Origin of the sequence: Kaistia sp. 32K, from assembly GCF_016629525.1 — a bacterium.
GTDB lineage: Bacteria > Pseudomonadota > Alphaproteobacteria > Rhizobiales > Kaistiaceae > Kaistia.
The window spans coordinates 1,747,690-1,771,841 of the sequence record NZ_AP024269.1 but is presented as its reverse complement, the minus strand read 5'-3'; the positions used below and the strand labels follow the sequence as shown (position 1 = coordinate 1,771,841).

The following is a 24,152-nucleotide window of genomic DNA, read 5'->3' as shown; positions in this document are numbered from 1 at the left end:
CCTCATCGCCTTCGCGGCGCGGAAGGCGAGCGCCGGCGTTCCTGACCCTGGCCGCGGGCCTCGCGGGCGTCATCGCCATGCCCGTCCGCGCTGAGATCAAGCAAACTGCCGCCTCGACCGATCCGGTCGCGACGGTGGAGCGGATGGGCGAGTTCTTCGCCACACATCTGGCGACCTCGGGCGGCTATGTCTACGCATACTCGCCCGATCTCAAGGTTCGTCGCGGCGAAGGCAGGGTCGACAACGGCGTCGTCTGGAACCAGCCGCCCGGCACGCCGGGCGTCGGCGCAGCCTTCCTCCGCCTCTACGAGATCACCCGCGACCCGCGCTGGCTGAAAGCGGCCGGCGCGGCGGCGCAGGCGACCCTCAACGGCCAGCTGCTCTCCGGCGGATGGTACAACTTCACCGAGACCCTGCCGGATCGCCGGGCCCAATGGTGCTATCGCACGGCGGTTGCCAATGCCGAGGCCTGCGCCGCGATCGAAGGCAACAAGGAGCGCAACAACGCGACGCTCGACGACAACATCACCCAGAGCAATCTGGGCTTCCTCATGTGGTACGACACCGTCACCGACGGCAAGGATCCCGCCATCGGCGACGCGATCCGCTACGGCCTGAATCAATTGCTGAAGGCGCAATATCCCAACGGATCCTGGCCCGTCTTCCTGGGCCGCGTCTTCCCGCACAAGCGCTTCGCGGCCGCCTGGCGCGCGAGGCTTCCCGAGACATGGTCGAAGGAATGGGTGAAGCCTCCGAGCGCCGCCATGGTGCTGAATGATCAGCTTGTGCGCGACACGATGCGCCTGCTGCTCGCGGCCGATCGCTACGAGGCGCGGGAGGACCTGATCGCCGCGGCGCGGCGGACCGGCGACTTCCTGCTCGCCGCCCAGTTGCCGGCGCCGCAGCGGGGCTGGGCGCAGACCTACAATCTCGATCTCGAGCCGATCTGGGGGCGCAAATTCGAGCCGCCGGCCGTGGCCTCGCGCGAGACCGCCGGCGCCATCGAAGCGCTGCTGCAGCTCTATCTCCGCACCGGCGAGAAGCGCTATCTCGACGGCGCCGTCGAGGCGGCGGACTGGCTGCGCCAGAGCCGGCGCCCTTCCGGCGACTGGGCGCGATTCTACGAACTGGGGACGAACCGGCCGCTCTATGTGACGGGCGAGGACACGCTGACCTATGACGACAAGGAACTGCACAAGGGATACAGCCTGGTCGGCGAGTTCGGCATCGGGGCGGCGCTGGACCTCGTCGACCGGGTCAAGGCCGGCGAAAAGCCGACGATCGTCGAGGGCTGGAACTGGGTCTTCGAGCCGACCCCCTATTCCCTGAACGAGCCCCGCCTGGCGCTGGGCCATGTCGATGCCGAGGGGCGGCTGATCGAGAATGACTGGATCCAGAGCGGCACCTTCATCCGGGCCGTCCGGTCGCTGGGACCGCCTGACGCCAAGGCCCAGAACAAGGCGCAGAACACCGAGCCCCCGGCAAACGCTGCACCCGCCACCAAGACACCCTGACGGCGACGGATTTGCCGCCGGCCGACGTGCCGGCTTAGCCGGCTCCGGCCTCAGTCGAGCTCGAAGTTTTCCTTGTAGTCGACCCGGAGCGAGGCGGCCTGGTCTTCCTTGCGCAGGACACAGTTGCCGACGACGAGGCGCTCGATCTCGGTGCCCATGAAGCAGCGGAACGCGTCTTCCGGCGTGCAGACGATCGGCTCGCCGCGGACGTTGAAGCTGGTGTTGACCAGCACCGGGCAGCCCGTCCGCTCCTTGAAGGCGCTCAGCAGCTCCCAGTAGCGCGGATTGGTGTCACGATGGACGGTCTGCACGCGGGCGGAATAGTCGACATGAGTGACGGCCGGGATCTCCGAGCGCGGCACGTTCAGCCTGTCGATGCCGAACAGGCCCTCATCGTCGAGATTGGGCCGCAGCCGCCGACCGTCCAGCACGTCGCCGACGAGCAGCATGTAGGGGCTGTCGGTGTCGATATCGAACCAGTCGGCCACGTCCTCGCGACGGACGGAAGGCGCGAAGGGACGGAAGCTCTCGCGATATTTCACCTTCAGATTGAGCGTCTTCTGCATGGTCGGCGAGCGCGGATCGCCGAGGATCGACCGCCCGCCGAGAGCGCGCGGCCCGAACTCCATCCGCCCCTGCATCCAGCCTACGGCCTTCTCCTCGGCGAGGGAATTGACGGTGCTAGCGATCAAGTCGTCATCGTGCAGGACGCTGTAGACGGCGCCGGCCGCGGTCAGGCGCTGCTCGATCTCGTCCTGACCGAAATCGGGACCGAGATAAGCGCCAGCCATGCTGTCCTTGCCGTTCACGGAACGCGCGCTGCCGAGATATTCGTACCAGACCGCAAGCGCCGCGCCGAGCGCGCCGCCGGCGTCGCCCGCGGCCGGCTGGACCCAGATCTCGTCGAACAGGCCCTGCTTCAGGAGCTTGCCGTTGGCGACGCAGTTCAGCGCGACGCCGCCGGCGAGGCAGAGGTTCCGCTCGCCCGTTTCCTGCCTGGCGAAGCGCGCCAGCCGCAGCACGACCTCCTCGGTGACCGCCTGGATCGAGGCGGCCAGATCCATCTCGCGCTGGGTCAGCGGCGACTCCGGCTTGCGCGGCTCGCCCCCGAACAGCTTGTGAAAGGCGTCCGAGGTCATCGTGAGACCGGTGCAGTAATCGAAATAGCGCTGGTCGAGCCGGAACGAGCCGTCCTCCTTCAGGTCGATCAGATTGTCGAGGATCGTCTGCGCGAAGCGCGGGCGGCCATAGGGCGCCAGCCCCATCACCTTGTATTCGCCGGAGTTCACCTTGAAGCCGGTGTAATAGGTGAAGGCCGAATAGAGCAGGCCGAGCGAATGCGGAAAGTGGATTTCCTTCAGCATCTCGAGGCGGTTGTCGCGGCCATGGCCAAGCGACGTGGTGCACCATTCGCCCACGCCGTCCATGGTAAGAACGGCCGCGCTAGCGAAGGGCGAGGGAAAGAAGGCGCTCGCCGCATGGGCGAGGTGATGCTCCGTGAACAGGAGCGATCCTTTCCAGGACTTCGTCCCGGCGATCTTGCCCAGCTGCTTGCGCAGCAGGTCCTTCTGGAACAGCTTCTCCTTGATCCAGACCGGCATCGCGGTCCGGAACGAGGTGAAGCCGTGCGGGCTCGTCGCCAGATAGGTCTCCAGCAAGCGCTCGAACTTCAGGAACGGCTTGTCGTAGAAGACGACGTGATCGATGTCCGCCATCGAGCAATCCGCCTCGTCCAGGCAATAGTGGATCGCCTGGACGGGAAACGCCGGATCGTGCTTCTTGCGGGTGAACCGCTCCTCCTGCGCCGCGGCGACGATGCGCCCATCCTCCACCAGCGCTGCCGCGCTATCGTGATAGAAGGCCGAGATACCGAGGATACGCATGGAGGACCTGCGATCAGAACAGGGTATAGATGAAGGGCGCCACCGCCGTGCCCTGGGTCAGCACCACCAGCGTGCCGAACACCCCGACCATGACGAAGATCGGCAGGAGCCAGAATTTCTTGCGGCTGCCCATGTAGGACCAGAGCTCACGCAGCATTTCCATTTCAGATCTCCCAGTTCGACGAGGCCGAAGACCCGCCTCGCTTGTCAGGCATCAGAACTGATTGCGCATGGCATTCGGATCCGCGTCGCCCGTGGGACGCGTGATCCAGTAGGTTGACGCGGAACGGTCGAAGGAGGCGGCGAGCGGATCGTGGCCGCGCCACCGGAGGAAGAGACCGATCGGCACGAAGGTCGTGGCGTAGATCAGGCACATCACGATCGGATTGACGATCTTGAACAGCAGCAGGCCGAGCTTGCCCCAGAGCCGGTTCGGAACCGTCAGCGTCTCGGGCGCCACGAACGCCAGCGCGACCAGCACCGCGCCGATCAGCGCCAGCCCGATCGAGAATGGCGTGAAGGCCCCTGAGAGCAGCCACTTGAGCGCCATCAGGCCCAGCAGGATGCCGCCGACGGTGTAGCCGAAACTGCGGTTCGAGGGCCCTTCCGGGATGTGCTCGACCAGCGGCTCGACCATGGAGTGCTGTGCGTGTTTCATCGGAAAAGACAACAATTTGCGGCGTTTTGGGTCAATATGCCGATGGATGTAGGGAAAATCCGCGCCGGCCACGCTGCGGCGCCGGCCGGGCGGCAGGTCCGCCGACAAAAGTGCCCCGAACCTTGCGGCCGGGGCACTTTGGCATGAGCCGGGATCAGAGCCGGATCGGCGGGCGCGCTAGCCTGCCCTGCCCGCTCGCCGGACCGAGGGGAAGCCGTGCCGCTTCGCCGACCAGGCGACCAGCAAGGTCGGCGCCAGGGCTGCGATCATCGCCCAGGGAAACGAAATCACGCCGAGCGTATCGAGCAGCACGCCGCCGGCGATGCCGGCCGCGGAGATCGCAAGGTTCCAGACGGTGACGATCATCGCCTGCGCGACATCGGCGGCTTCCTTGGCGGTCTTGGCCGAGGCGGTCTGGAACAGCGCCGGCGCGCCGCCGAAGATGATGCCCCACGCCGCCACCGCGACATAAACCGTGATCGGCGAGCCTCCCCAGATGGCGAGCGCCAGCACGGCCAGGATGAAAACGACGATGCTGACGAGCACCATCTCGCGCAGCCAGCGATCGATCAGCACGCCGGCGATCCAGAGGCCGACCAGGCCGCCAATGCCGAAGACGAGCAGGATGCCGTCGACGCGGTCGAGCAGGCCAAGCGGCGCGAGGAAAGGCGCGATGTAGGTGTAGAGGATGTTGTGCGCGAGCACGAAGGCGAAGATGACGAACAGGATCGAGCGGATGCCCGGTATCCGGAACACCCCGGTCAGCGACAGCCGCTTGCCGGCCGGCTGGCCCGGGAAATCCGGCACCTTGGCGAGCACGAGGCCGATCAGGAGGACCGCCAGCGCGCTCATGATGCCGAAGGCGAGCCGCCAGCCGACTACGCCGCCGAGAAACGTTCCGGCGGGAACGCCGACCGAGAAGGCGAGCGGTGCGCCGATGCCGCTGATGGCGATCGCCCGGCCCGCGAGGTGCGACGGCACCATGCGCGCGGCGTAACTCGCGAGCAGCGCCCAGACCAGGCCGCCGGAAACGCCGGCGAAGAAGCGCGCGGCGAGCGTCAGGACGTAGTGGTCCGAGATCGCCGTCACCGTGTTGGTCACGGCGAAACCGCCGATCGCCAGCAGGAGCAGGCGCCGGCGGCGAAGCCCCTGCGTCGCGGCGACAAGCGGGATCGCGGTCAGAAGCGAGCCCAGCGCATAGACCGTGATCAGCTGGCCGGCCATGCTTTCCGAGACGGCGAGGCTGGCGCTCATGCGCGGCAGCAGTCCGGCCGGCAGCACTTCCGTCAGGAGCGTGATGAAACCGGCCATGGCCAGCGCCAGCAATCCGGCGATCGGCAAGGGCTCGGGCCGGACGGCGGCATGGCCCTCCAGCAGGGCGTCGAGGGGAGAAGTCGAGGTCATGATGTCTGCTTCTTTCAAAGCCTGAAGGGCCGGAGACGGCGCCGCCGGGAGGCGCGGGGCGCGATCGGACCCGGTTCGGAGAAAAGCTAGAGGGTCGCCTCCTCCCGACAAACAGGCTACAATTCACAACACTTCGGACAAGAATGTCGGCCATCGGAGAGCAGCATGGATAGTCTCGGAGCGCTCAGCGCCTTCGTTCAGGCCGCCGATGCCCGTGGCTTCACGGAAGCCGGGCGCAAGCTCGGCGTCTCCCCTTCCGCCGTCAGCAAGGCGGTCGGCCGGCTGGAGGAGCGGCTCGGCGTTCGCCTGTTCCACCGTTCGACGCGCACCATCACGCTGACGGCCGAGGGTTCGTGCTTTCTCGAGCGCTGCCGGCGCATCCTGTGCGAGATGGAGGCGGCCGAGACGGAGCTGACGCAGACCCAGACCGAACCGCAGGGCAAGCTCCGGGTCAGCATGCCCTCGATGGGCATCCTGTTCATGCCGAAATTCGCCGCCTTCAAGCGCCATTTCCCGCGCATCGAGATGGAGCTCGATTTCAGCGACCGGCTCGTCGACGTGATCGACGAAGGCTTCGACGCCGTCATCCGCACGGGCGAACCGGCGGATTCGCGCCTGATGGTCCGGCGGATCGGCAGCTATCGCAAGGTTCTGGTCGGCTCGCCGGCCTATTTCGAGCAGACGGGCTTTCCGAAACAGCCGGAGGATCTCGCCGGTCACGCCGGCCTGCTCTACCGCTACGCCACCACCGGCAAGCTCGACCGCTGGCCGCTGCGTCGCGACGGCGAGCTGGTCGACGTCCCGATCCAGAACAGCGTCGTGATGAACACGCTGGAGCCGCAGATTTCGCTAGCTGAACAGGGGCTCGGCCTCGCCTGCATTCCGGACCTCGCGGTGCGCCGGCAATTGCGGGCCGGCACCCTCGTCTCGGTCCTCGACGACTTCCTGCCGGATACGACGCTGCTGAACGTGCTCTGGCCTTCGAGCCGCAATCTGTCGCCAAAGCTCCGGGTGTTCGTGGATTTTGCAGTCGAGGACATGCTGGATCCTTGAGCCTTGAGCCGCACGCCTCGCGCTGGCATCGTCCCCCCTGCCCCATAGGCAAAATCGCCCCGGCGCCGATCCCGACCGCCCTCTCGTTCTGCGGAAATGCGATGACCATCCTCTTTCTTCCCGGCGCCGGCGGCAGCGCGAGCTTCTGGAGCGCGGTGGCCGAGCGGCTCGATCTCGACGAACCCGCCGTGTTCTTCGCCTGGCCGGGCCTCGGCAACGAACCGCATGACCCGGATGTCCGGAGCATCGACGACCTCGTCGCCAGGGTGCTCGATGCGCTGACCGAACCCTCGGTGCTGGTCGCGCAATCGATGGGCGGCTATGTCGCCATGCAGGTGGCGCTGGCGGCGCCGGAGCGGGTCCGCGGCATCGTGCTCGCGGTGACCTCGGCCGGCGTGCCGATGCGGGAACTCGGCGCCAGCGACTGGCGCGCGAGCTACCAAGCGAGCTTTCCGCAGGCCGCCGACTGGATCGCGGGGCCGACCGAGGATCTCACGACGCGGCTTGCCGAGGTTTCCGCACCGACGTTGCTGATCTGGGGCGACAGCGACCCGATCAGCCCGGTCGCGATCGGCGAGCGGCTTCTCGGCCTGCTGCCCGATGCCGAGTTGCACGTCCTGCCCGGCGCCGATCACGACCTCGCCATCACCCACGCCGACGACGTCGCCCGGCTGGTCCAGGCCCACATCGGCAAGTTGACCCAGGCCGCGAGCGAATAGCTCGCCTAGTCCGTCCGAAGAAGGTCGTCCAGCGGCAGGATGCGCTGCAACGCCTCCCGGATCGCCGGCGTGCCGGCCAGAACCGGATTGCCCCGCAGCAGGCCGTCGCCGGCGGTGAAATCGCTCGTCCAGCCGCCAGCCTCCTCGACCAGCAGCAGGCCGGCCAGCACGTCCCAGCTGTGCAGGAACAGCTCCGCGTAGCCGTCGATCCGGCCGCAGGCGACCTGGGCCAGACCGATCGCGGCCGAGCCGTTCTGCACGAAGGCGAAGCCGCCCTCCAGCAGCCGACTGACCAGCGCGATATAGTCGGACAGCGGACGCTTCGACGAATAGCCGGCATCGATGACGGCGTCGGTCGCATCCCGGGTCGGGCGGACCCGCATCTTCTGCCCGTTGCAGAAGGCCCCGAAGCCGCGCCGCGCCGTGAACATCTCGTCGAGGATCGGGTTGTAGACGACGCCGCTTTCGGTCTTCCCCTCCGCATGGAAGGCGATCGAGACGGCGAAATGCGGGATCCGGCGCGCGAAGTTCATTGTGCCGTCAATGGGGTCGATGACCCAGAGATTCCCAGCCGAGCCGCCGCCGGACTCTTCCGTCAAAATGCCATCCTCGGGAAAGACCTCGCGCAGCCGGCCGATCAGGAAGCGGTCGATGTCGAGGTCGGTCTCCGTGAGCAGGTCATGCGCGCCCTTCTCCATGGCGCGAATGCTGTCGCCGGACCGGAAGGCGCGACGCGCTATGGCGCCCGCCTCGCGCGCGATCTCCTCGGCGAAGGCGTGACGTCGCGCGATCTCGTGGCTGTTCATTCGAGGTCTCAAGGTGTGCGAGGAGGCAAAGACTGCCTAGGCTTGACGTCCCTGCCGCGCCGCGAGCGAGACGCGGACATCCGCCTCCGCGCCGTCGAGCAGGGCGATCAGGGCCCGGCTGGTGGCGGCGGGGTCGCGCTTCTCGATGAATTCGACGATCTGCTGATGCAGCCCGAGCGAATGAAGCTGCCCGGCCGGATTGTCGTCGGTCAGGCGGAAGCTGATCACCAGCGCGGTCTCGATCAGGGCGGACAGCGAGCCGATCAGTTCGTTGCCCGACATGTGCAGGATCGCCTGGTGGAAGGCGAGATCCGGCACGGCGAAGCGCTCGCTGTCGGCGCCGGCCGCCTCCATCTCGGCGAGAATGTCGCGCAACTCGGCGATCTGCCCTGGCGTCGCGCGTTCCGCCGCCAGGGCGCCGGCCATCGGCTCGATCGCCCGGCGCAGCTCGAACAGCGAGCGCGCGTCCTCGACCGTCGTCCGCGCGCCGAAGCGCCAGAGCAGCACGTCGGGATCAAGAAAGTTCCAGTCCTTGCGCGGCCGGACCCGCGTTCCCGTCCGCGGCCGCATTTCGACCATGCCCTTGCCGGCCAGCACCTTGACGACCTCGCGCAGGCCGGTGCGGCTGGCGCCGACGGCGGCGCTCCAGTCGTCCCCGTTCGGCAGCTGGTCGCCGGGCACGAGATCACCCCGCACGATGCTCAGGCCGATTTCGTTGAGCAGCCGCGCATGCAGGCCGGAGCGGGATGAGCCCTCCTGATGAGGCCTCATCCGGGATGCCCTCGCGAGGGCCGCCGCATTCTTCATATCATTCACACTATTCACATGACTGTCACGCACCCAACCTAATAAGCACATCGCGAAACACGTCACCAGAGTCAAAATCACATAGCCGCATAAATATCTTAAGTTAAACCAAAATCATAAGTCTATCATGCGCAATAATTGCGAAGACATTTGCTGTGATCGCGTCGGAATGCATTCAACCATGAATTCCGCATGCGCTCATATTTGCTGATTTTGCAAGAAATACAGCACCACCAAGAACCAGATCTGAACATCACCATCGCCGGGGGCCTCCGTCGTCATGGATCGACGGCGCGCGGGCTGAGAAAATCGACGATGCATGCCAACAGGAATTCGACAGAATGCCATCCATGATGATCGACACGGCCGGCGAAGCCTCCCGCCAGCCGGCTCCGCACAAGCGCCGCCTCGCCGCGCTGAAGAGCACGGTCGCCGCCCGCCTTCCGAAGACCGTATTGTCCAGCCTGCTCTGGTCCGGCGCGCTGGTCGCGACGTCGCTGCCGGCGCTCGCCGTCGAGCCCTGGGTTATGGTCGAGCGCAACTTCTTCCTCGGCGCCGACCCGTCGCGCGGCCAGGGCGTCACCTCGGACGGCACCTACTGGTATTTCTCGGGAACCCACTCGCTCGAGATCGCCGACGGCAACTTCGGCACCGTCAAGATCGACCCCAACGCGATCGCGCCGCAGCTGGAGATCCCGTCCGAGTTCTCGAGCATCGGCCTCAACCATATCGGCGACATCGACTACGCCGACGGGCTGCTCTACATCTCGCTGGATTCCAGCAAGCGGGATCCGTCGACCGGGCAGAAGTACACCAACCCCGTCTTCGCCATCTACGACGCGAAGACGCTGGAATATACCGGCAAGGCCTACAGGCTCAATCCGCCGGACGGCATCCGCGACGTCGCCAGCTGGGTGGCGGTTGATGCCAAGGCCGGCCTCGCCTATGGCATGGCCTACGACAACGCCACGCAGATCGCCGTCTACAACCTGTCCGACTTCAGCTTCAAGGAATACATCCCGCTGAAGCAGACGATCGACCAGGCGCAGGGTGGCAAGATCCTCGACGGCTGGATGTACTTCTCGAGCGACGATGCCGAGAAGACGCTGAGCCGCGCCAATCTCAAGACCGGTGAAGTCGAGATCCTCGGCACGCTGAAGCTCGGCGCAGAGCAGGAAATCGAAGGCCTTTCCTTCAAGTGGACGAAGGACGGCTGGTCGATGAACGTCCTCAACCGCGAGGAAAGCGCTCCCGGCAATGGCGAGGAAGGCGTCGGCTTCTACAAGTATCTGCGTCCCTACGGCAACGTGCTGTCCGGCGAGATCCATGCCGACATCAAGGGCGGCCTGATCGAAGACAGCCGCTTCGTCCGCGACGCCGCGAACCGCCGGCTTCGCGCCGCGTTCGGCTCGGTCGCGGCCCCTACCGGCTTGACCGCGACGATCGACGCCAACGGCCTGCATGCGGCGCCCGCCGCCACGGACGGCGTCGTCATCTGGGGCGAAGGCATCACCATGATGGCTGACGCCAAGGGTTCGGGCTACGCGGCCGATTTCGACCGCAACGCCACCGGCTTCGTCGCGGGCGTCGACGTGCCGGTCGATACCTGGCGGCTCGGCCTGCTCGGCGGCTACAGCCGTTCGACCTACAAGGTCGACGACCGCGCCTCGTCGGGCCACAGCGACAATTACGACATCGGCGTCTATGCCGGCACCCAGTGGGGCGCGCTCGGCTTCCGCTCGGGCGCGATGTATGGCTGGCACCAGATCGACACCCGCCGCAACGTCGTCTTCCCGGCCTTCGCCGAAACCCTCTCGGCCGACTACAACGCCGCGACGGCGCAGGTCTTCGGCGAGCTGGCCTATCGTCTCGACATGGGCAAGAGCGCCGTCGAGCCCTTCGTCAACCTCGCCTATGTCCACCTGAACAGCGACGGCTTCGGCGAGACGGGCGGCACGAATGCGGCGCTGTCGACCGACGACTCGACGACGTCGAACACCTTCTCGACCCTCGGCGCCCGCGCTTCGACCCAGTTCGACCTCGGCGGCACCAAGACCTCGCTGCACGGCATGCTGGGCTGGCAGCACGCCTATGAGGACGTCACGCCCGTCTCCAGCTTCGCGCTCGGAACCGGCGCCTCGTTCGACATCTCGGGCGTGCCGATCGCCAAGGACGCGCTGGCACTGGAAGCCGGCTTCGGCGTCTCGCTGAGCCCCAGCGCGACGCTCGGCGCCTCCTACTCCGGCCAGTTCGCCGACGAGGTCACGGCGCACGCCTTCAAGATCAACTTCGACGTGAAGCTCTGATCTCCTGGCCCGCCTTCCCTACCGGTTTCGGCCGGTAGCGGCGGCGGAACGACCCTCGATAAAAAGAGCCCCGGATCTCGCGATCCGGGGCTTTGTCGTTTCAGGTCGATCGCGGAAGGACGCTGTCCTCAATAGGCGATGACGCCGCCCGGCCTCTGCCAGTTGTCGCGATCGCGCGGCGGCATCGAGGGGCTGTTCCGGTCGCGGACCGGCGGACGCCAGTCGCGGCGATCGCGACGGTCTTTCCGATCCTTCTCGGCCTGCGAGATGGCATAGGCGCCGACCGCGCCCGCCGCGACGCCGACGGCAACGGCCGCCGCCGCCTGGTCGGCCTTGCGACGGTTTTCCTCGTAGACGTTGCGGGTGCAGCGCTCATGTTCCCAGCTGCCGGGGCGGATGCCGCTGTTGGCGCAGGTCACGTAGGCACTGTCCATCGACTGCTGGCTGGACTGGCAGCCCGACACCAGCACGGCGGTGGCGACGGCGAGGAGAAGCAGGGTTTTCTTCTGCATGGGGAAGTCCTGTTGGGGGCTTGGATTGGGATTGGGATTGGGAGCGACAGGGCGCGCGCCCTGCCGCACGGGGGCGGAGATTTGGATTTCCGGAAGATTTGAGGATTGTCGCGACGCCGTCAGCCGGCCGATCTAGCGAAAGTAGGGAGCGAGATAGATCACGTCGTAGCCCTCGTAGACGGCCGCGACGATGAGGACGAGGACGATGAGGACATAGATCCGGGCAACGGTGACGGCGCCGGCCCTGTAGCCTTCCCAGCGGGATCCGATGCCATAGTGGCGGGGCCGGAGGATCAGCTGGCCCTGCACATAGGCCGCGAACGCCGCGAGCACATAGGCCTGCCCTTCGAGCAGGAGGGTGAGCGAATGCGGGATCAGCGTGCCGCGAAAGGGACCGATCGGCGCGAAAAGGACGCCCCACAGCGCGCCCCGGTGCAGTGTCGCCAGGATGCCGGAGAACGGAACGACGAACGAAGGCAGTGTCGTCAGGACCACCGAGACGCCGAGATTGGTGACGAAGGTGAGGCCGATGGCCAGCAACAGGTGGCCGCCGGCATAGGCATCCGCCCCCGCCTTCATGTAGCCGGGCTGCGAAAGCACCTCGAACATCGCCAGCTTGGCGGTTTCATGCAGCTCCGGGACGAACAGCGTAACGGTCATCGAGATCGCGAACAGACCATAGAACGCAATATTGAGGACGATGAACGCCCGCCTGTGCTCCTTGATGATCGAAAGAGCGTTACAGATGTGGGCAATCAACGCATGCTTCCTTCCAGCGGTGTATATTGATGACTTGTCACCAATACCGCTGATAGATTGCCTCTACATTGCAGACTGTCATGAACGCGGCAATCTAGACCATTTCCCCTCGAAATATTGTATGGCTATCCACGGGATCCGGAGCTGTCCGTCGGCAGGCTCAGACGGAAGCAGGCGCCTCCGTGGGGATTGTCGAGGACGGTGACATAGCCGCCATGGTGCCGCATCACCTCGCGGACGAGGTTGAGGCCGAGACCCGCGCCCCGCTCGCGCGGATGCAGGCGATAGAACGGCTCGAAGATCCGCTCCTGTTCCTCCAGCGGAATACCGGGGCCGTCATCCGACACCTCGACGAATCCGCTCCGGGCCACGCGAATGGTGATGCCGCCGCTCTGGCCGCCATGCTCGATGGCGTTCTGGACGAGATTGACGATGGCGCGTTCCAGCGCTCCTGGGGATCCCGTCACGAAGACCGGCCGCTCGTCGGTGTCGAGCGCAAGATGATAGCCCGAGGCGATGGCGAGCGGCGCGAGGTCCGCCGCGACGCGCTCGCAGAGCGTCACGAGGTCGACCCGGGTGAAGGTCTCGTTCTTGCGATCGAGCCGCTGCAGGTCGAGCAGCTGCTCCGCCAGCGCCGCGATGCGGCCGACATCGGCCAAGAGCCGCGTCTGCATCGCGCCGGAAGGCATGGTCTCGATGCGGGTGTGCAGGATCGAGATCGGCGTGCGCAGCTCATGCGCGGCGTCGAGGATGAACCGCCGATGCTGCTCGTAGCCGTGATCGAGGCGCTGGAGCGCGGCGTTGATGGCCTGCACCAGCGGCAGCACTTCCGTGGGAACGCCGGCCTGCGCCAGACGGCCACCGCGACGGTCGATGTCAATGCGCTCCGCCTCCCCCGCTACAGTCTGCAGCTGCCGGAAGGCGCGCCCGACGATCCAGGGAATGGCGAACAGAACGATCAGCGTCACCAGGACGAGGACCACGGACAGCAGCATGCTGGAGAGGATCAGCAGGACAAAGCCGACCTTCATCAGCGGCACGCCGCCGGACAGCACATAGAGCGGGCCGGCCGGGCCATCGGTCGTGTGCCCCAGTCCGGACAGGGCATACGGCGAGAGCTTGTCCCGGATATCGATGTCGATGAAGTCGAGGCGGTCGATATTGTCGTTGAGCAGGCGGTAGAAGTCCGGCACCGGACCGTACTCCAGTACCTCCCCGGTCGGGCTGCGCAGAAGGAACCAGTAGGCCGGAGCCTTCTCGGTCATGGCCTTCAGCTCGTCCGTCTCCCGCACGACCAGACGGCCATCCTTGTCGCGCGCCGCGGCGCGCGACGCGACCTCGACCGTTTTCGGGTCGGCCACCATGCCGCCAAGGTCCCCGTAGACGATCAGCAGGGTGAGCCCGAGGGCGATGATGAGGATGATGCCGGCCTGGAGCGCCAGCAGCTGGCGGATCAGGCGTCCCCGGAGCGAATGGCGCGACCACAGCTTCACGTGGCCGTCCTCAGCAGGTAGCCTACGCCGCGAATTCCGTGAATCTCCACGCCGGAATTGGCGTCGGCGAGCTTCCGGCGCAGACGGGACACATGCGAATCGAGCGCGTTGGACTGGATTTCCTCGTCGAAATTGTAGACCGCGTCTTCGAGCTCCGATCGCAGAACCGTGCGCCCCTGCCGCCGCACGAGCGCTTCCAGCACGAGCATCTCCCGGCGCGTCAGATCGAGGGGGGCACCCTCGATCCTGGCCTGGCTGTTGCCGAGGTCGAATTCGAGCCGGCCGATCCTCGCGGTCATCGGCACGAGCGCGGACGGCCGCCTGAGCAGGGCGCGGATGCGCGCCAGCAATTCCTCGACGGCGAAGGGCTTGGCGAGATAGTCGTCCGCGCCCATGTCGAGACCATGGATGCGCTCGTCGAGCGCGCCGAGCGCGGTCAGGACGATGACGGGCACGGTCGACTGGATCGACCGGAGATGCGGCAGCAAGGCGAGGCCGTCGCCGTCCGGCAGATGGCGATCCAGCACGATGACGTCGTGCAGGTCGTCCATCACGGCATCTTCGGCGTACTCCAGCGTCGGCGCGTGGTCGACGACGATATCGTAGCGCATCAGCGCTGCAGTCAGCGCTTCCGCCATCTGCCGTTCGTCCTCGACGAGAAGAAGCCGCATTCTTTCGATCTCCAGGTTTTCACCCGACCTAAAGGCTGACGGTTGCAGCAACATTGCGGCGCGCCGGCCGCGAAATTCCGGGGAATCGCGTTGGACGCGCGAACGGAGGCAATCGCAAAACGAAAAACCCCGGCAGCAAGGCCGGGGCTTTCGCAAGTTCTCTGCGGGGACCCGCCCGCGCGTCGCGGGTTGGAAGCGCCTCTCAATTGCGGCCCGCCGGCTTCTTGCCGGAAGGCGTGCCGTCGGGGTTCATCCCGTAGCGGCGGTAGAGCTCCTGCTCGTCGCGCGCCAGTTGGGCATCCATGCGCGCGTCGGCGCTCTTCGCCATCGCGTTGCGCGCGGCCAGCGCGACCGGCGCCTTGACGAAACTGGAAAGGCCCGTCGGATCCGCCGAAGCCGCGAGGCTGGTCGCGCCCTGAGCGGCGCCGAAGGCCATCGACTCGGCGTTCAGCTGCTTTTCGAGGGCCCTCGTTTCATTCGAGAAATTCGAACCCTGGAAGTTGGATGGCGCGCTCTGGCATGCGGCCATGCCGAGGATCGCAGGGAGAAGGAACGCTCCCTGAAAGACGCGGCCGTTCAAGTGCTTGCTCAAGATAGCGACCTCAGTGCTGGAAGACACGGCCGGGTCTCGCCCGGCCTAGTAGCAGGCGACGCTGAATGGCGCCTGGCGGGACGCCGCGGCGCCGACCGGCGCCAGCGCGCGGGCGGCCAGCGCACCGCCCGGTCCTGCAAAGCTGACGGCGGCTAGCGCGCCGGTCGTCGCCATATGCGTCGCCTGCGCGGCCTTCCCATGCGCCTGAATCTGGTCGATGCACGATTGCGCGGAGGCATAGCCCCGCGCGCGCTCGCGATCCTCCGCCGTCGCGCCGGGACGGCTGGCCGCCACTTCGGCGGCCGCCTGGCGCCCGGCCATGTCGGCCTTCAGAGCCCCCATCCGCGCATCGCTGGTGCAGCCTGCCGCGAGCAGGCACAGCCCGGCCGTCAGGATCCCTATCGTCTTCATGATGCCGCCGCCTTCCGGGTGGCGGAGGCGTAGATGACGACCAGCAGGCCACCGACCACGGTGATGTGTTCCATCACGACATGGAACTCCAGCGTCCGCAGCGGCTCTTCCATCGCCCAGAAGCCATGCGCGATCGGGATCGTCAGAACGGTGAAGACGGCCAGAATGCCGGCGCCGAGCCATGTCCAGCGGTCGAGGATGACCAGGAACGACCCGCCGAGCAGGATGGCCACGGTCGCGGCGTAGAACAGGACGGCCGGCTCCAGCCCGAAATGCCGCATCTCGGCGAGACCGGCATCGACGTCGAGCAGCTTCGCCAACCCGCTCGACCAGAACATGAAGGTGAAAATGCCCCGGACGACATAGCCGACCCAGGCCATGCGCAGCACAGAGGCAAGCTGGCTCGACAGGCGCGGCGACGGCGCGACCTCGCTCTCGGGGCGGATATCCTTCACTATTTCAAGGCTCATCGTTCTCTTGTCCGTTGTTGTTGGTTGGATTGCAGGGGCCGGCACGCGGGCATCCCTCGCGCGTTCCGCAGGCCTCAGAGGCCGAGGTTGACGCCGAGCCCGGCCTGGCGGATCGACCGGACATGAAGACGCCGCCGGTCGAAGGATTGCAGCGCGCGCCCCCGCCACCGCCGCCCGCGCCGCCGGGTCACGGCGACCGGCCAAAAAAGATCCAAAACTCTGTCCTGCAAGTGCCTGCTCCGCTTTGGCCGGCCGAAGACAAGGCTCCGCCGGCGACGGGCGCTGACGCGCCCGAAGGGTGAAAGGGATCGATTGTGTGTCTGGCGCCCCGCCCCCGCCGTCAGGCCGGGTGCGGATGCCGTGCAGGCCGCCCTCGCCCCTGCCCGTCTCGGCAAGCTCGGTTCGCAGCAACGACCTCGCCGAGCATTAGCGAACCCCTTCGCAGGACCGAAGAGGCAATTAGCTACAATTCTTCTGCTATTTCCCGACGCCCGTTCCGAACGGCAGCTGCGTCATCCGAAGGATGAGGTGTGACCGCGTTCACAGCTGGACGTTGCAAGATCTGTCTGGCCGCAACATAGATTGGCCATTCTCCTGACGATCGGAACTCCATTTCATGAACAAGACCGAGATCACGCCCAGAGAGGTGTTCGACGACGTGCTGCAGATCGAGGACCATGCGGAGGTCGCTCTCGATCCGGAACAGCGCGCGCTGCTGGCGTCGGATGTGTCCTGGCTCGAATACCGGGCCGAGTTCCGCCGGCAGATGATCAAACAGGGCTTTCTCAAGCATCCGTGGCGGAGCATCTTCGAGGCCGACATGATCTTCACCCTGATCGGCCACAAATGGCTGCAGGGCGAGATTTTGACGGTGAAGCAGGTGGCGACCTATTTCGAGGCGTTCACCAGCGACGTCACGATCACCCGGCACATCGACGACATGGTGGCGTCAGGCACGCTGGTGCGCAGCCCCGACCCCAAGGATCGTCGGCGCCTGCTGCTGATGCCGACCCAGCGTCTGTTCGAGATCGGCCGCATCTTCCTGCAGGCGCGCAAGGAAATCGCCCGCAGGCATGGCTACGTCTACGACCCGGCGCGGGCGAGCGTGGGAGAATAGGCGTCAAATTGCAGCCAATCCGCTTTGATCCCTCCGGCCTTCGTCCATAGGCATGAGCTCTTCCAGCACCCAGGGAGAGGTCATGCTGAAGCGTTTCGCTGCCATCGCATCCGTTCTCGTCGTCGTTATCCCGACATCCGCGGCCTTCGCCGACGGGGCCGCCTGCTCCTGTCGCCATCTCGAGAGCATCCAGCAGGAACTCCGCAACGCCGAGGCCCTGATCCGGCTGCAGCAGGAAATCCAGCGAAAGCTCGATGCCGTCGAGGCGCCGCTGATCGAGGCCAAGAAGCGGCCGACTCACCCCGATTCCGACGTCAACATCTACGATCGCTCGATCCGGGAGCGGAGCACGATCCTGAGCCGCTTCACCCTCCCCCACCCGAAGGTCAAGGGATACTCGGGACCCGCCAGCATCAACATGCCTTTCGGAACCTGCGAGCAGTCGGCGCGGGACCTCGACGCCCTGAAATCGGGCTCGCAGTGCAAGGAGCTCGCCGACATCAATCTCGCGCATGAGGCGGCGCACCGGGCCGAATGCCAGGCGGCGGGCGCGAGTGAATACTGGAAGCGACTGCCGAGCCAGATGGCCGCTGAAGAGGTCATCCGTTACACCGAGCAGGCCGCCGCCCTGCGAAAGCTGCTCAAGAAAGTGCTCGACGACGGCGAGATGACCGTCGAGGCGCATATGAAGCCACGGATCCAGGCGCCGCAATTCGACGTCACCTATTCCTACGATACGGGCCCGATCCGGCTGAAGGGCAAGAGCTCCCCCGGCTCGGACGAATGGTCGCTGAACGGCAAGGGGGTGCAGGTCGTCCGGATCGACAAGGTGCGGCTCGCCGGCATGACCTGCACTTCGTCGGGGCAGACCAACACCAATATCGACATGACCCTGCAGACGGATGGCCTGACCATGGATCTGGACGGCAAGTCCACCAGCGCGCCGGGCGACGTGAAGATCACGTGCCGGGGCGGCCACGGCATGTCGATGCGACCGCAGCAGGAGGTCGGCAAGGGGGCCTACTTTGCCGATCAGGAGGTACGGACAGAGACGAATCTCTCCCGCGACGTCAAGGAAATGGCCTTCGGCAAGATCCTGGCCCAGGGCGGCCTGTCGGCGACCGGCAAGGAAACGGTCAAGGTGACGCTGGTCTGTCCGGGCGACTAGCGCGGGAAGGCCGCCGTTTCACTTCCGCAGATCGAACGCCTGTCCGGAGGCCCGCAGTTCCTTGAGCGTCTTGTCCAGGCAGGTTCCGGCCCGTTCACCGCCGATGCGTTGCGCCTCGCCGTCGATCGTGATGACGCCGGCTTGCCTGTCGGGCGTCAGATAGATCGCCTTGCCATCCGACAGCCGCGAAAAATAGTAGGCGCTCGTCGACCCGCTGAATTCGCAGAAGATGACGACAGGGAAATCCGCGAACGATACCGGCGCGGCCCGCGCCGGCAGAGCGCAGGAAAGGATCCCCAGCGCAAGAACGGTCGCGACAGGCCCTGTATGCTCCAAGGCCGGCCATGCGAGCTTGGACCAAATCCACATCCGGACAGGATTGCGCATTTCCGTGCTCCAACTTGCCTGTTGCGATCGCAAGCTCACGAATGGCTTGCGCACAAAGCCACGTTGCAACCGAGCCTACACGATCGCGCGTCGATTTGTCAGGCGATATCGCGCCAACCGGACCAACGGCAAAAGCGGACGCTGCGACCGCGCCGCGAGATGATGCGGCCAAAACGAAAGAACCCGCCGAGAGGCGGGTTCTTTGTAGTGCTGGTTGCGGGGACCAGATTTGAACTGATGACCTTCAGGTTATGAGCCTGACGAGCTACCGGGCTGCTCCACCCCGCGTCACGCGCGGCGCCTGTCGGCGTCGCGTGAGGGGTGTATAGACGGACACCCCGGCCTTGTGAACCCCGGCTAAAGAACTATTCGCCGTCGTCCACAGGCTCGCGGGCATCCCCTGCCGATCAGGTCGGCAGGTTCAGGCGGATGTGCAGCTCGCGCAGCGCCTTCGGCGTCGGATCGCTCGGCGCACCCATCAGCAGGTCTTCCGCCTGCTGGTTCATCGGGAACAGCGTGATCTCGCGCAGGTTCTGCGCGCCGCAGAGCAGCATGACGATGCGATCGACGCCGGCGGCCATGCCGCCATGCGGCGGGGCGCCGTACTGGAACGCACGGTAGAGGCCGCCGAAATCGCGCTCGACATCCTCGCGCGACCGGCCGACCAGCTCGAACGCCTTGACCATCGTCTCCGGCAGCTGGTTGCGGATCGAGCCCGAGGCGATCTCGAAGCCGTTGCAGACGGCGTCATACTGATACGCCTTGATCGTCAGCGGATCCTGGTTGTTGAGCGCGTCGATGCCGCCCTGCGGCATCGAGAAGGGGTTGTGCGCGAAATCGAGCGTCTTGGTCTCGTCGTCCCATTCGTAGAACGGGAAGTCGACGATCCAGCAGAGCTCGAACCGGTCCTTGTCGACGAGGTCGAGGTCGGTGCCGACGCGCGTGCGCGCGTCGCCCGCGAACTTGTAGAACTTCGACGGATCGCCGGCGACGAAGAAGACGGCGTCGCCATCCTCCAGGCCGAGCTGGACGCGGATCGCCTCGGTGCGCTCCGGGCCGATGTTCTTGGCGACCGGGCCGGCGCCCTCGAGGACGTCGTTTTCCTTGCGCCAGAAGATGTAGCCGAGGCCGGGCTGGCCCTGGCCCTGCGCCCAGGAGTTCATGCGGTCGCAGAAGGCTCTGGAACCGCCGGTCTTCGCCGGGATCGCCCAGACTTCGGCCTTCGGGTCGGCCTCGATCATGCGCGCGAACACCTTGAAGCCGGAGCCGGCAAAATGCTCGGTGACGGCCTGCATCTCGATCGGGTTGCGCAGGTCGGGCTTGTCCGAGCCATAGGTGCGGATCGCCGTGTCATAGGGGATGCGGCGGAACTTCTGCGTCACCGGCTTGCCGTTGGCGAACTTCTCGAAGATGCCGCGCAGCACCGGCTCCATCGTGTCCCAGACGTCTTCCTGGGTGACGAAGCTCATCTCGAGGTCGAGCTGGTAGAACTCGCCCGGCAGGCGATCGGCACGCGGATCCTCGTCGCGGAAGCAGGGCGCGATCTGGAAGTAGCGGTCGAAGCCGGCCATCATCAGGAGCTGCTTGAACTGCTGCGGCGCCTGCGGCAGGGCGTAGAACTTGCCGGGATGGATGCGCGACGGCACCAGGAAGTCGCGCGCGCCTTCCGGCGACGAGGCGGTCAGGATCGGCGTCGTGTACTCGTGGAAGCCGATCTCGGTCATGCGCTCGCGCATCGAGGCGATGATCTGGGTGCGCTTGACGATGTTGGCGTGCAGGGTCTCGCGGCGGAGATCCAGGAAGCGGTACTTGAGGCGGATGTCCTCCGGATATTCCGGCTCGCCGAACACCGGCAGCGGCAGTTCCTTGGCCGCGCCGAGAACCTCGATCTCCTGCGCGAAGACTTCGATCTGGCCGGTCGGCAGGTTGGCGTTGATCGTCTCGGGCGTGCGCTTCTTCACGAAGCCGTCGATCTTGATGCACCATTCGGACCGCACCGCCTCGGCCACCTTGAAGGCCGGCGAGTCGGGGTCGCAGACGACCTGGGTCAGGCCGTAATGGTCGCGCAGATCGATGAACAGCACGCCGCCATGATCGCGCACGCGATGGACCCAGCCGGAGATGCGGACGGTCTCGCCCGCATGGGTCTCGCGGAGTTGTCCGCAGGTATGGGAGCGATAGCGATGCATGGTGCTGGGATCCGAGTTTGGTCTGGCTCAACGGGGCATGCGCATAGACCGGCTGACAAGATAGATGCGCACGCGCGCGGAAGAACACATGCGGGTCAGTCTTTGTCAAGAACGGCGCAGCTCTGCTCTCCCCCCGGCCCTCCCCTTGCAATAGCGGAAAGGCTCCCCATCTAAGTCTCATCCCAGCCACTCCATACGGGGTCGCGCGCCGCAAGGCGCTGCGCCTCGAACGATCGGGTCAGGACGGATGTACTCCGGCCCTTTCGGTTGGCTCGCGCCGAACCGGTCGTCGCGTGCCATGGCGGGATTCGGATTGCCCAGGCCCGCAGTCGATGCATGAGGCGCTTCTCCTGGCGCCCGGCGTCGCCGGAGCCTGGGCTCTCTCCGCTCCATGCCCCCCCGCGACAAGCGGCCCCGCCTGCGCTATTAGAAGCTTCATGACCGATATCATTACGACAACTGAAGCCCTCGCCGCCGCCTGCGATCGCCTATCCCGGTTCGAATTCGTCACCGTCGATACCGAGTTCATGCGCGAAACCACGTACTGGCCGAAGCTCTGCATCATCCAGATCGCGAGCACGGACGAAGCGGTGATCATCGACGCCGAAGCCCCGGGTCTCGACCTCGCGCCCTTCTTCGCGCTGATGGCCAACGACCAGGTGGTGAAGGTCTTCCACGCCGCCAGGCAGGACATCGAGATCGTCTGGCATCTCGGCGGCATCCTCCCGCATCCGATCTTCGATACCCAGGTCGCGGCCATGGTCTGCGGCTTCGGCGAATCGATCAGCTATGACCAGCTGGTCGGGCGGATCACCGGCCACTCGATCGACAAGTCCTCGCGCTTCACCGACTGGAGCCGCCGGCCGCTGACGCCGCAGCAGGTCGACTACGCGATCGCCGACGTCACGCATCTGCGCGACGTCTACAAGGCGCTGAAGCAGAAGCTCGACAAGCAGAACCGCAACGACTGGGTCGCCGAGGAGATGGACGTTCTCACCTCGGTCGATACCTACCAGGTCGATCCGGCGAATGTCTGGAAGCGGCTCAAGATGCGGATCAAGAAGCCGCTGCAGCTCGCCGTACTGATGGAAATCGCCGCCTGGCGCGAGCGCGAGGCGCAGGCCCGCGACGTGCCGCGCGGTCGCATCCTGAAGGACGACGCGATCTACGAGATCGCCGAGCAGCATCCGACCACGGCCGAGGCGCTCGCGCGGCTGCGCACCATTCCGCGCGGTTTCGAGCGGTCGCGCACGGGCGAGGATATCCTCGCCGCCGTCAAGCGCGCGGTCGACCTGCCGAAGGACAAGCTGCCCAAGGTGCCGAAGGTGAAGCCCGCCTCGGATGGCAATGGCGCGGCGGTGGACCTTTTGAAGGTCCTGCTCAAGATGACCAGCGAGGAGCACGGCGTCGCCGCGCGCGTGATCGCGACGGTCGATGATTTGGAAGCGATCGCCGGCGACAGCAATGCCGATGTGGCGCCGCTGCAGGGTTGGCGCCGCGAACTGTTCGGCGAGCAGGCGCTCAAGCTGAAGCGGGGCGACATCTCGCTCAGGCTCGACGGCCGCAAGGTGACGATCGTCGGCAACCAGCCGAAGCCCGCCATCGAAGCCGCCTGACCGGCGCGAATTCAGCGACTGGAATATTCAAAGCGCCGACGGGCTCCGTCGGCGCTTTCCTTTTGTCCGAAACGGCTCTAGCCGGTCTTTTCGACGACGATCGTGGGCTTCAGCGCGCCCCCGAGCTTCGCCAGCTGGGCGACGCGTCGCTGCAGGCGGCTGCCATCAAGCATCGCCCGGTCCGGCGGCAGGACCAGCGTCAGCTGATCGCCCCGCACCTCGATCCGCGTGCGCGAAATGACGCCCGCCATCGATCCCGAAACGAGATAGGCAACCCGGAGCGCCGCGCCGAGAGCGCGGGCCCGCTCGATCAGGCGCGTCGTCGCCAGCTCGCGGATCCGCGACGAGATCTGCTCGTCGACCAGCCCCTCGTGGCGATAGTAGTTCGCGAGCGCCAGATAGGCGCGGCCGGGATGGTCGATGCCGACGAAGGAGCCGTGCGCGATCAGATTGAGGCTCTGCTCGCCGCGATAATCCGGATGGGCTCGCCAGCCGATGTCGGCGAGAAGGCAGGCGGCCGTGCGAAGCCGCGCTTCCTCCGGCGTCTCGTCGATGCCGATCGCCGCAAGCGCCTGGCCCGTCCAGGGCCCGAGCTCGCGGACATGACCGGGCGAGCGGGACCGCAGCACCGCCAGCTCGTCAGCTGCGGAAATCAGCGGATCCTCTTCCCGGGTCTCGTCATCGAGCAGGTCGTAGAGCAACCCCTCGCGCACGCCGAGCGCCGACAGGATGATCACCGACGGCCTCATCGCGCGGATGACCTCACCCAGCACGATCGCGCCATAGGGAAGCAGGAGGCGGCGGCTCTTCGAGACGGCCTCGATCGAGTCGAGCGATTCCGCGTCGCGCCGCGCCACCATGCGGCAGAAGTCGAGCGCTTCGTCCGCCGGGATCGCATATTCATGCATGATGTGAAGGGGATAGCCCTTCTGACGCATGTGAAGACGGGCCAGCGAGCGCCAGGTGCCGCCGATGGCATAGAAGGGCCTGCCCTGCCCCTTCGCCAGGACGGCGGAGCTGGACAGCGCATCGGTGGCGATCTTCTCCGCCTTCTTCAGCGTCTTTTCCGACATCTCCTCGAGACGCAGTCCGCCGAGCGGGAAGGTCTCGCCGAGGCCGATCTCGCGGCCGCGGATATCGACGACCTCGAGGCTGCCGCCACCGAGATCGCCGGCGATGCCGTCCGGCTCATGGATGCCCGAAAGCACGCCCATGGCGGAGAGCCGCGCTTCCTCGGGGCCGCTCAGCAGCGCCACCTCGGCGCCGGTGATTTCCTCGACCTGCGCCAGGAAATCCGGACCGTTCGAGGCCTCGCGGGCCGCGGCCGTCGCCAGCACATGGACCGAGCGGACATGCATCTGCTCGCACAGCCCCATGAAGCGGCGCATCGCCGCCAGCGCCGCCTCGACCGCCTGCTCGTTGAGCCTGCCGGTGCTGGCGATGCCGCGTCCGAGGCCGGCCAGCTCCTTCTCGTTGAAGAGAGCCATCGGCGAACGGCTCAATCGCTCGTAGACGACGAGACGAACGGAGTTCGAACCGATGTCGATGATCGCGACAGGACCGGTGCCGTTCAGCCGCCCCGGTGCATATTCATGGGCTTCAGCGTCCTCCAGCGAG

23 protein-coding genes and 1 tRNA gene are annotated in these 24,152 nt (G+C 66.2%); 7 read left to right on the top strand and 17 right to left on the bottom strand.

Annotated elements, in window-relative coordinates:
• Window positions 1-77 precede the first annotated feature (77 nt).
• Window positions 78-1,514 carry a pectate lyase gene (locus K32_RS07945; protein ID WP_201403498.1) on the top strand — a complete coding sequence of 479 codons (1,437 nt, stop codon included), beginning with the start codon at window positions 78-80 and terminating at the stop codon, window positions 1,512-1,514.
• Between the two features lie 50 nt (window positions 1,515-1,564).
• On the opposite strand, the gene K32_RS07940 is transcribed toward K32_RS07945, so the two are convergent.
• The 4 genes from K32_RS07940 to K32_RS07925 form a co-directional block, all read right to left on the bottom strand.
• A complete protein-coding gene (locus K32_RS07940) occupies window positions 1,565-3,397 on the bottom strand; it encodes a carbamoyltransferase (RefSeq protein WP_201403497.1) in 1,833 nt (610 codons plus the stop codon).
• Window positions 3,398-3,410: 13 nt separating this feature from the next.
• On the bottom strand, window positions 3,411-3,560 hold the full coding sequence (locus tag K32_RS07935) for a DUF5989 family protein (RefSeq protein WP_201403496.1): 150 nt from the start codon (window positions 3,558-3,560) through the stop codon (window positions 3,411-3,413).
• Between the two features lie 51 nt (window positions 3,561-3,611).
• Window positions 3,612-4,055 carry a hypothetical protein gene (locus K32_RS07930; protein WP_201403495.1) on the bottom strand — a complete coding sequence of 148 codons (444 nt, stop codon included), beginning with the start codon at window positions 4,053-4,055 and terminating at the stop codon, window positions 3,612-3,614.
• Between the two features lie 177 nt (window positions 4,056-4,232).
• Window positions 4,233-5,459: an MFS transporter gene (locus tag K32_RS07925; RefSeq protein WP_201403494.1), complete on the bottom strand. Its 1,227-nt coding sequence runs from the start codon at window positions 5,457-5,459 to the stop codon at window positions 4,233-4,235.
• A 165-nt stretch (window positions 5,460-5,624) separates the two neighbouring features.
• On the opposite strand from K32_RS07925, the gene K32_RS07920 reads away from it, so the two are divergent.
• The gene (locus K32_RS07920; RefSeq protein ID WP_201403493.1) at window positions 5,625-6,512 is read left to right on the top strand and encodes a LysR family transcriptional regulator; all 888 of its coding nucleotides are present in this window, start codon (window positions 5,625-5,627) and stop codon (window positions 6,510-6,512) included.
• Window positions 6,513-6,613: 101 nt separating this feature from the next.
• Complete coding sequence (locus tag K32_RS07915; protein WP_201403492.1) at window positions 6,614-7,231, top strand: alpha/beta fold hydrolase; 618 nt, start codon at window positions 6,614-6,616, stop codon at window positions 7,229-7,231.
• Window positions 7,232-7,236: 5 nt separating this feature from the next.
• On the opposite strand, the gene K32_RS07910 is transcribed toward K32_RS07915, so the two are convergent.
• Window positions 7,237-8,037, bottom strand: coding sequence for an inositol monophosphatase family protein (locus K32_RS07910; RefSeq protein WP_201403491.1), 801 nt, complete (start codon window positions 8,035-8,037; stop codon window positions 7,237-7,239).
• Between the two features lie 36 nt (window positions 8,038-8,073).
• The gene (locus tag K32_RS07905) at window positions 8,074-8,808 is read right to left on the bottom strand and encodes a FadR/GntR family transcriptional regulator (RefSeq protein ID WP_244669899.1); all 735 of its coding nucleotides are present in this window, start codon (window positions 8,806-8,808) and stop codon (window positions 8,074-8,076) included.
• Window positions 8,809-9,194: 386 nt separating this feature from the next.
• On the opposite strand from K32_RS07905, the gene K32_RS07900 reads away from it, so the two are divergent.
• Window positions 9,195-11,150 carry an autotransporter domain-containing protein gene (locus K32_RS07900; protein ID WP_210342766.1) on the top strand — a complete coding sequence of 652 codons (1,956 nt, stop codon included), beginning with the start codon at window positions 9,195-9,197 and terminating at the stop codon, window positions 11,148-11,150.
• A gap of 128 nt (window positions 11,151-11,278) precedes the next feature.
• Here the strand turns inward: K32_RS07900 and K32_RS07895 are convergent, their stop codons facing one another.
• The 7 genes from K32_RS07895 to K32_RS07865 all read right to left on the bottom strand — a co-directional run bounded on the left by K32_RS07895 (window position 11,279) and on the right by K32_RS07865 (window position 16,058).
• The gene (locus K32_RS07895) at window positions 11,279-11,662 is read right to left on the bottom strand and encodes a hypothetical protein (protein WP_201403489.1); all 384 of its coding nucleotides are present in this window, start codon (window positions 11,660-11,662) and stop codon (window positions 11,279-11,281) included.
• Between the two features lie 132 nt (window positions 11,663-11,794).
• A complete protein-coding gene (locus K32_RS07890) occupies window positions 11,795-12,421 on the bottom strand; it encodes a stage II sporulation protein M (RefSeq protein ID WP_201403488.1) in 627 nt (208 codons plus the stop codon).
• 125 nt (window positions 12,422-12,546) lie between these two features.
• Complete coding sequence (locus tag K32_RS07885; RefSeq protein ID WP_201403487.1) at window positions 12,547-13,914, bottom strand: HAMP domain-containing sensor histidine kinase; 1,368 nt, start codon at window positions 13,912-13,914, stop codon at window positions 12,547-12,549.
• Window positions 13,911-14,585 carry a response regulator transcription factor gene (locus K32_RS07880; RefSeq protein WP_201403486.1) on the bottom strand — a complete coding sequence of 225 codons (675 nt, stop codon included), beginning with the start codon at window positions 14,583-14,585 and terminating at the stop codon, window positions 13,911-13,913. Before K32_RS07880 ends, K32_RS07885 begins: the two co-directional genes overlap by 4 nt.
• Before the next feature lie 202 nt (window positions 14,586-14,787).
• On the bottom strand, window positions 14,788-15,165 hold the full coding sequence (locus tag K32_RS07875; RefSeq protein ID WP_201403485.1) for a hypothetical protein: 378 nt from the start codon (window positions 15,163-15,165) through the stop codon (window positions 14,788-14,790).
• A gap of 57 nt (window positions 15,166-15,222) precedes the next feature.
• Entirely contained in the window at window positions 15,223-15,588 is a 366-nt protein-coding gene (locus K32_RS07870; RefSeq protein WP_201403484.1) for a hypothetical protein, read from the bottom strand.
• A complete protein-coding gene (locus K32_RS07865; protein WP_244669898.1) occupies window positions 15,585-16,058 on the bottom strand; it encodes a DoxX family protein in 474 nt (157 codons plus the stop codon). The genes K32_RS07870 and K32_RS07865 overlap by 4 nt, the downstream gene beginning before the upstream one ends.
• Window positions 16,059-16,674: 616 nt before the next feature.
• Here K32_RS07865 and K32_RS07860 point away from each other — a divergent pair.
• Window positions 16,675-17,175 carry a MarR family transcriptional regulator gene (locus K32_RS07860; protein ID WP_244669897.1) on the top strand — a complete coding sequence of 167 codons (501 nt, stop codon included), beginning with the start codon at window positions 16,675-16,677 and terminating at the stop codon, window positions 17,173-17,175.
• Between the two features lie 82 nt (window positions 17,176-17,257).
• On the top strand, window positions 17,258-18,343 hold the full coding sequence (locus K32_RS07855) for a hypothetical protein (protein WP_201403483.1): 1,086 nt from the start codon (window positions 17,258-17,260) through the stop codon (window positions 18,341-18,343).
• An 18-nt stretch (window positions 18,344-18,361) separates the two neighbouring features.
• Here the strand turns inward: K32_RS07855 and K32_RS07850 are convergent, their stop codons facing one another.
• The 3 genes from K32_RS07850 to aspS form a co-directional block, all read right to left on the bottom strand.
• Entirely contained in the window at window positions 18,362-18,730 is a 369-nt protein-coding gene (locus tag K32_RS07850; protein ID WP_201403482.1) for a hypothetical protein, read from the bottom strand.
• A gap of 211 nt (window positions 18,731-18,941) precedes the next feature.
• Window positions 18,942-19,018 (bottom strand) — tRNA-Met (locus K32_RS07845).
• A 119-nt stretch (window positions 19,019-19,137) separates the two neighbouring features.
• Window positions 19,138-20,919 carry an aspartate--tRNA ligase gene (gene aspS, locus K32_RS07840; RefSeq protein WP_201403481.1) on the bottom strand — a complete coding sequence of 594 codons (1,782 nt, stop codon included), beginning with the start codon at window positions 20,917-20,919 and terminating at the stop codon, window positions 19,138-19,140.
• 437 nt (window positions 20,920-21,356) lie between these two features.
• Here aspS and rnd point away from each other — a divergent pair, with 437 nt between their 5' ends.
• Window positions 21,357-22,535, top strand: coding sequence for a ribonuclease D (gene rnd / locus K32_RS07835; protein WP_211201075.1), 1,179 nt, complete (start codon window positions 21,357-21,359; stop codon window positions 22,533-22,535).
• Window positions 22,536-22,612: 77 nt separating this feature from the next.
• On the opposite strand, the gene ppx is transcribed toward rnd, so the two are convergent.
• Entirely contained in the window at window positions 22,613-24,148 is a 1,536-nt protein-coding gene (gene ppx, locus K32_RS07830; RefSeq protein ID WP_201404402.1) for an exopolyphosphatase, read from the bottom strand.
• Window positions 24,149-24,152 lie beyond the last annotated feature (4 nt).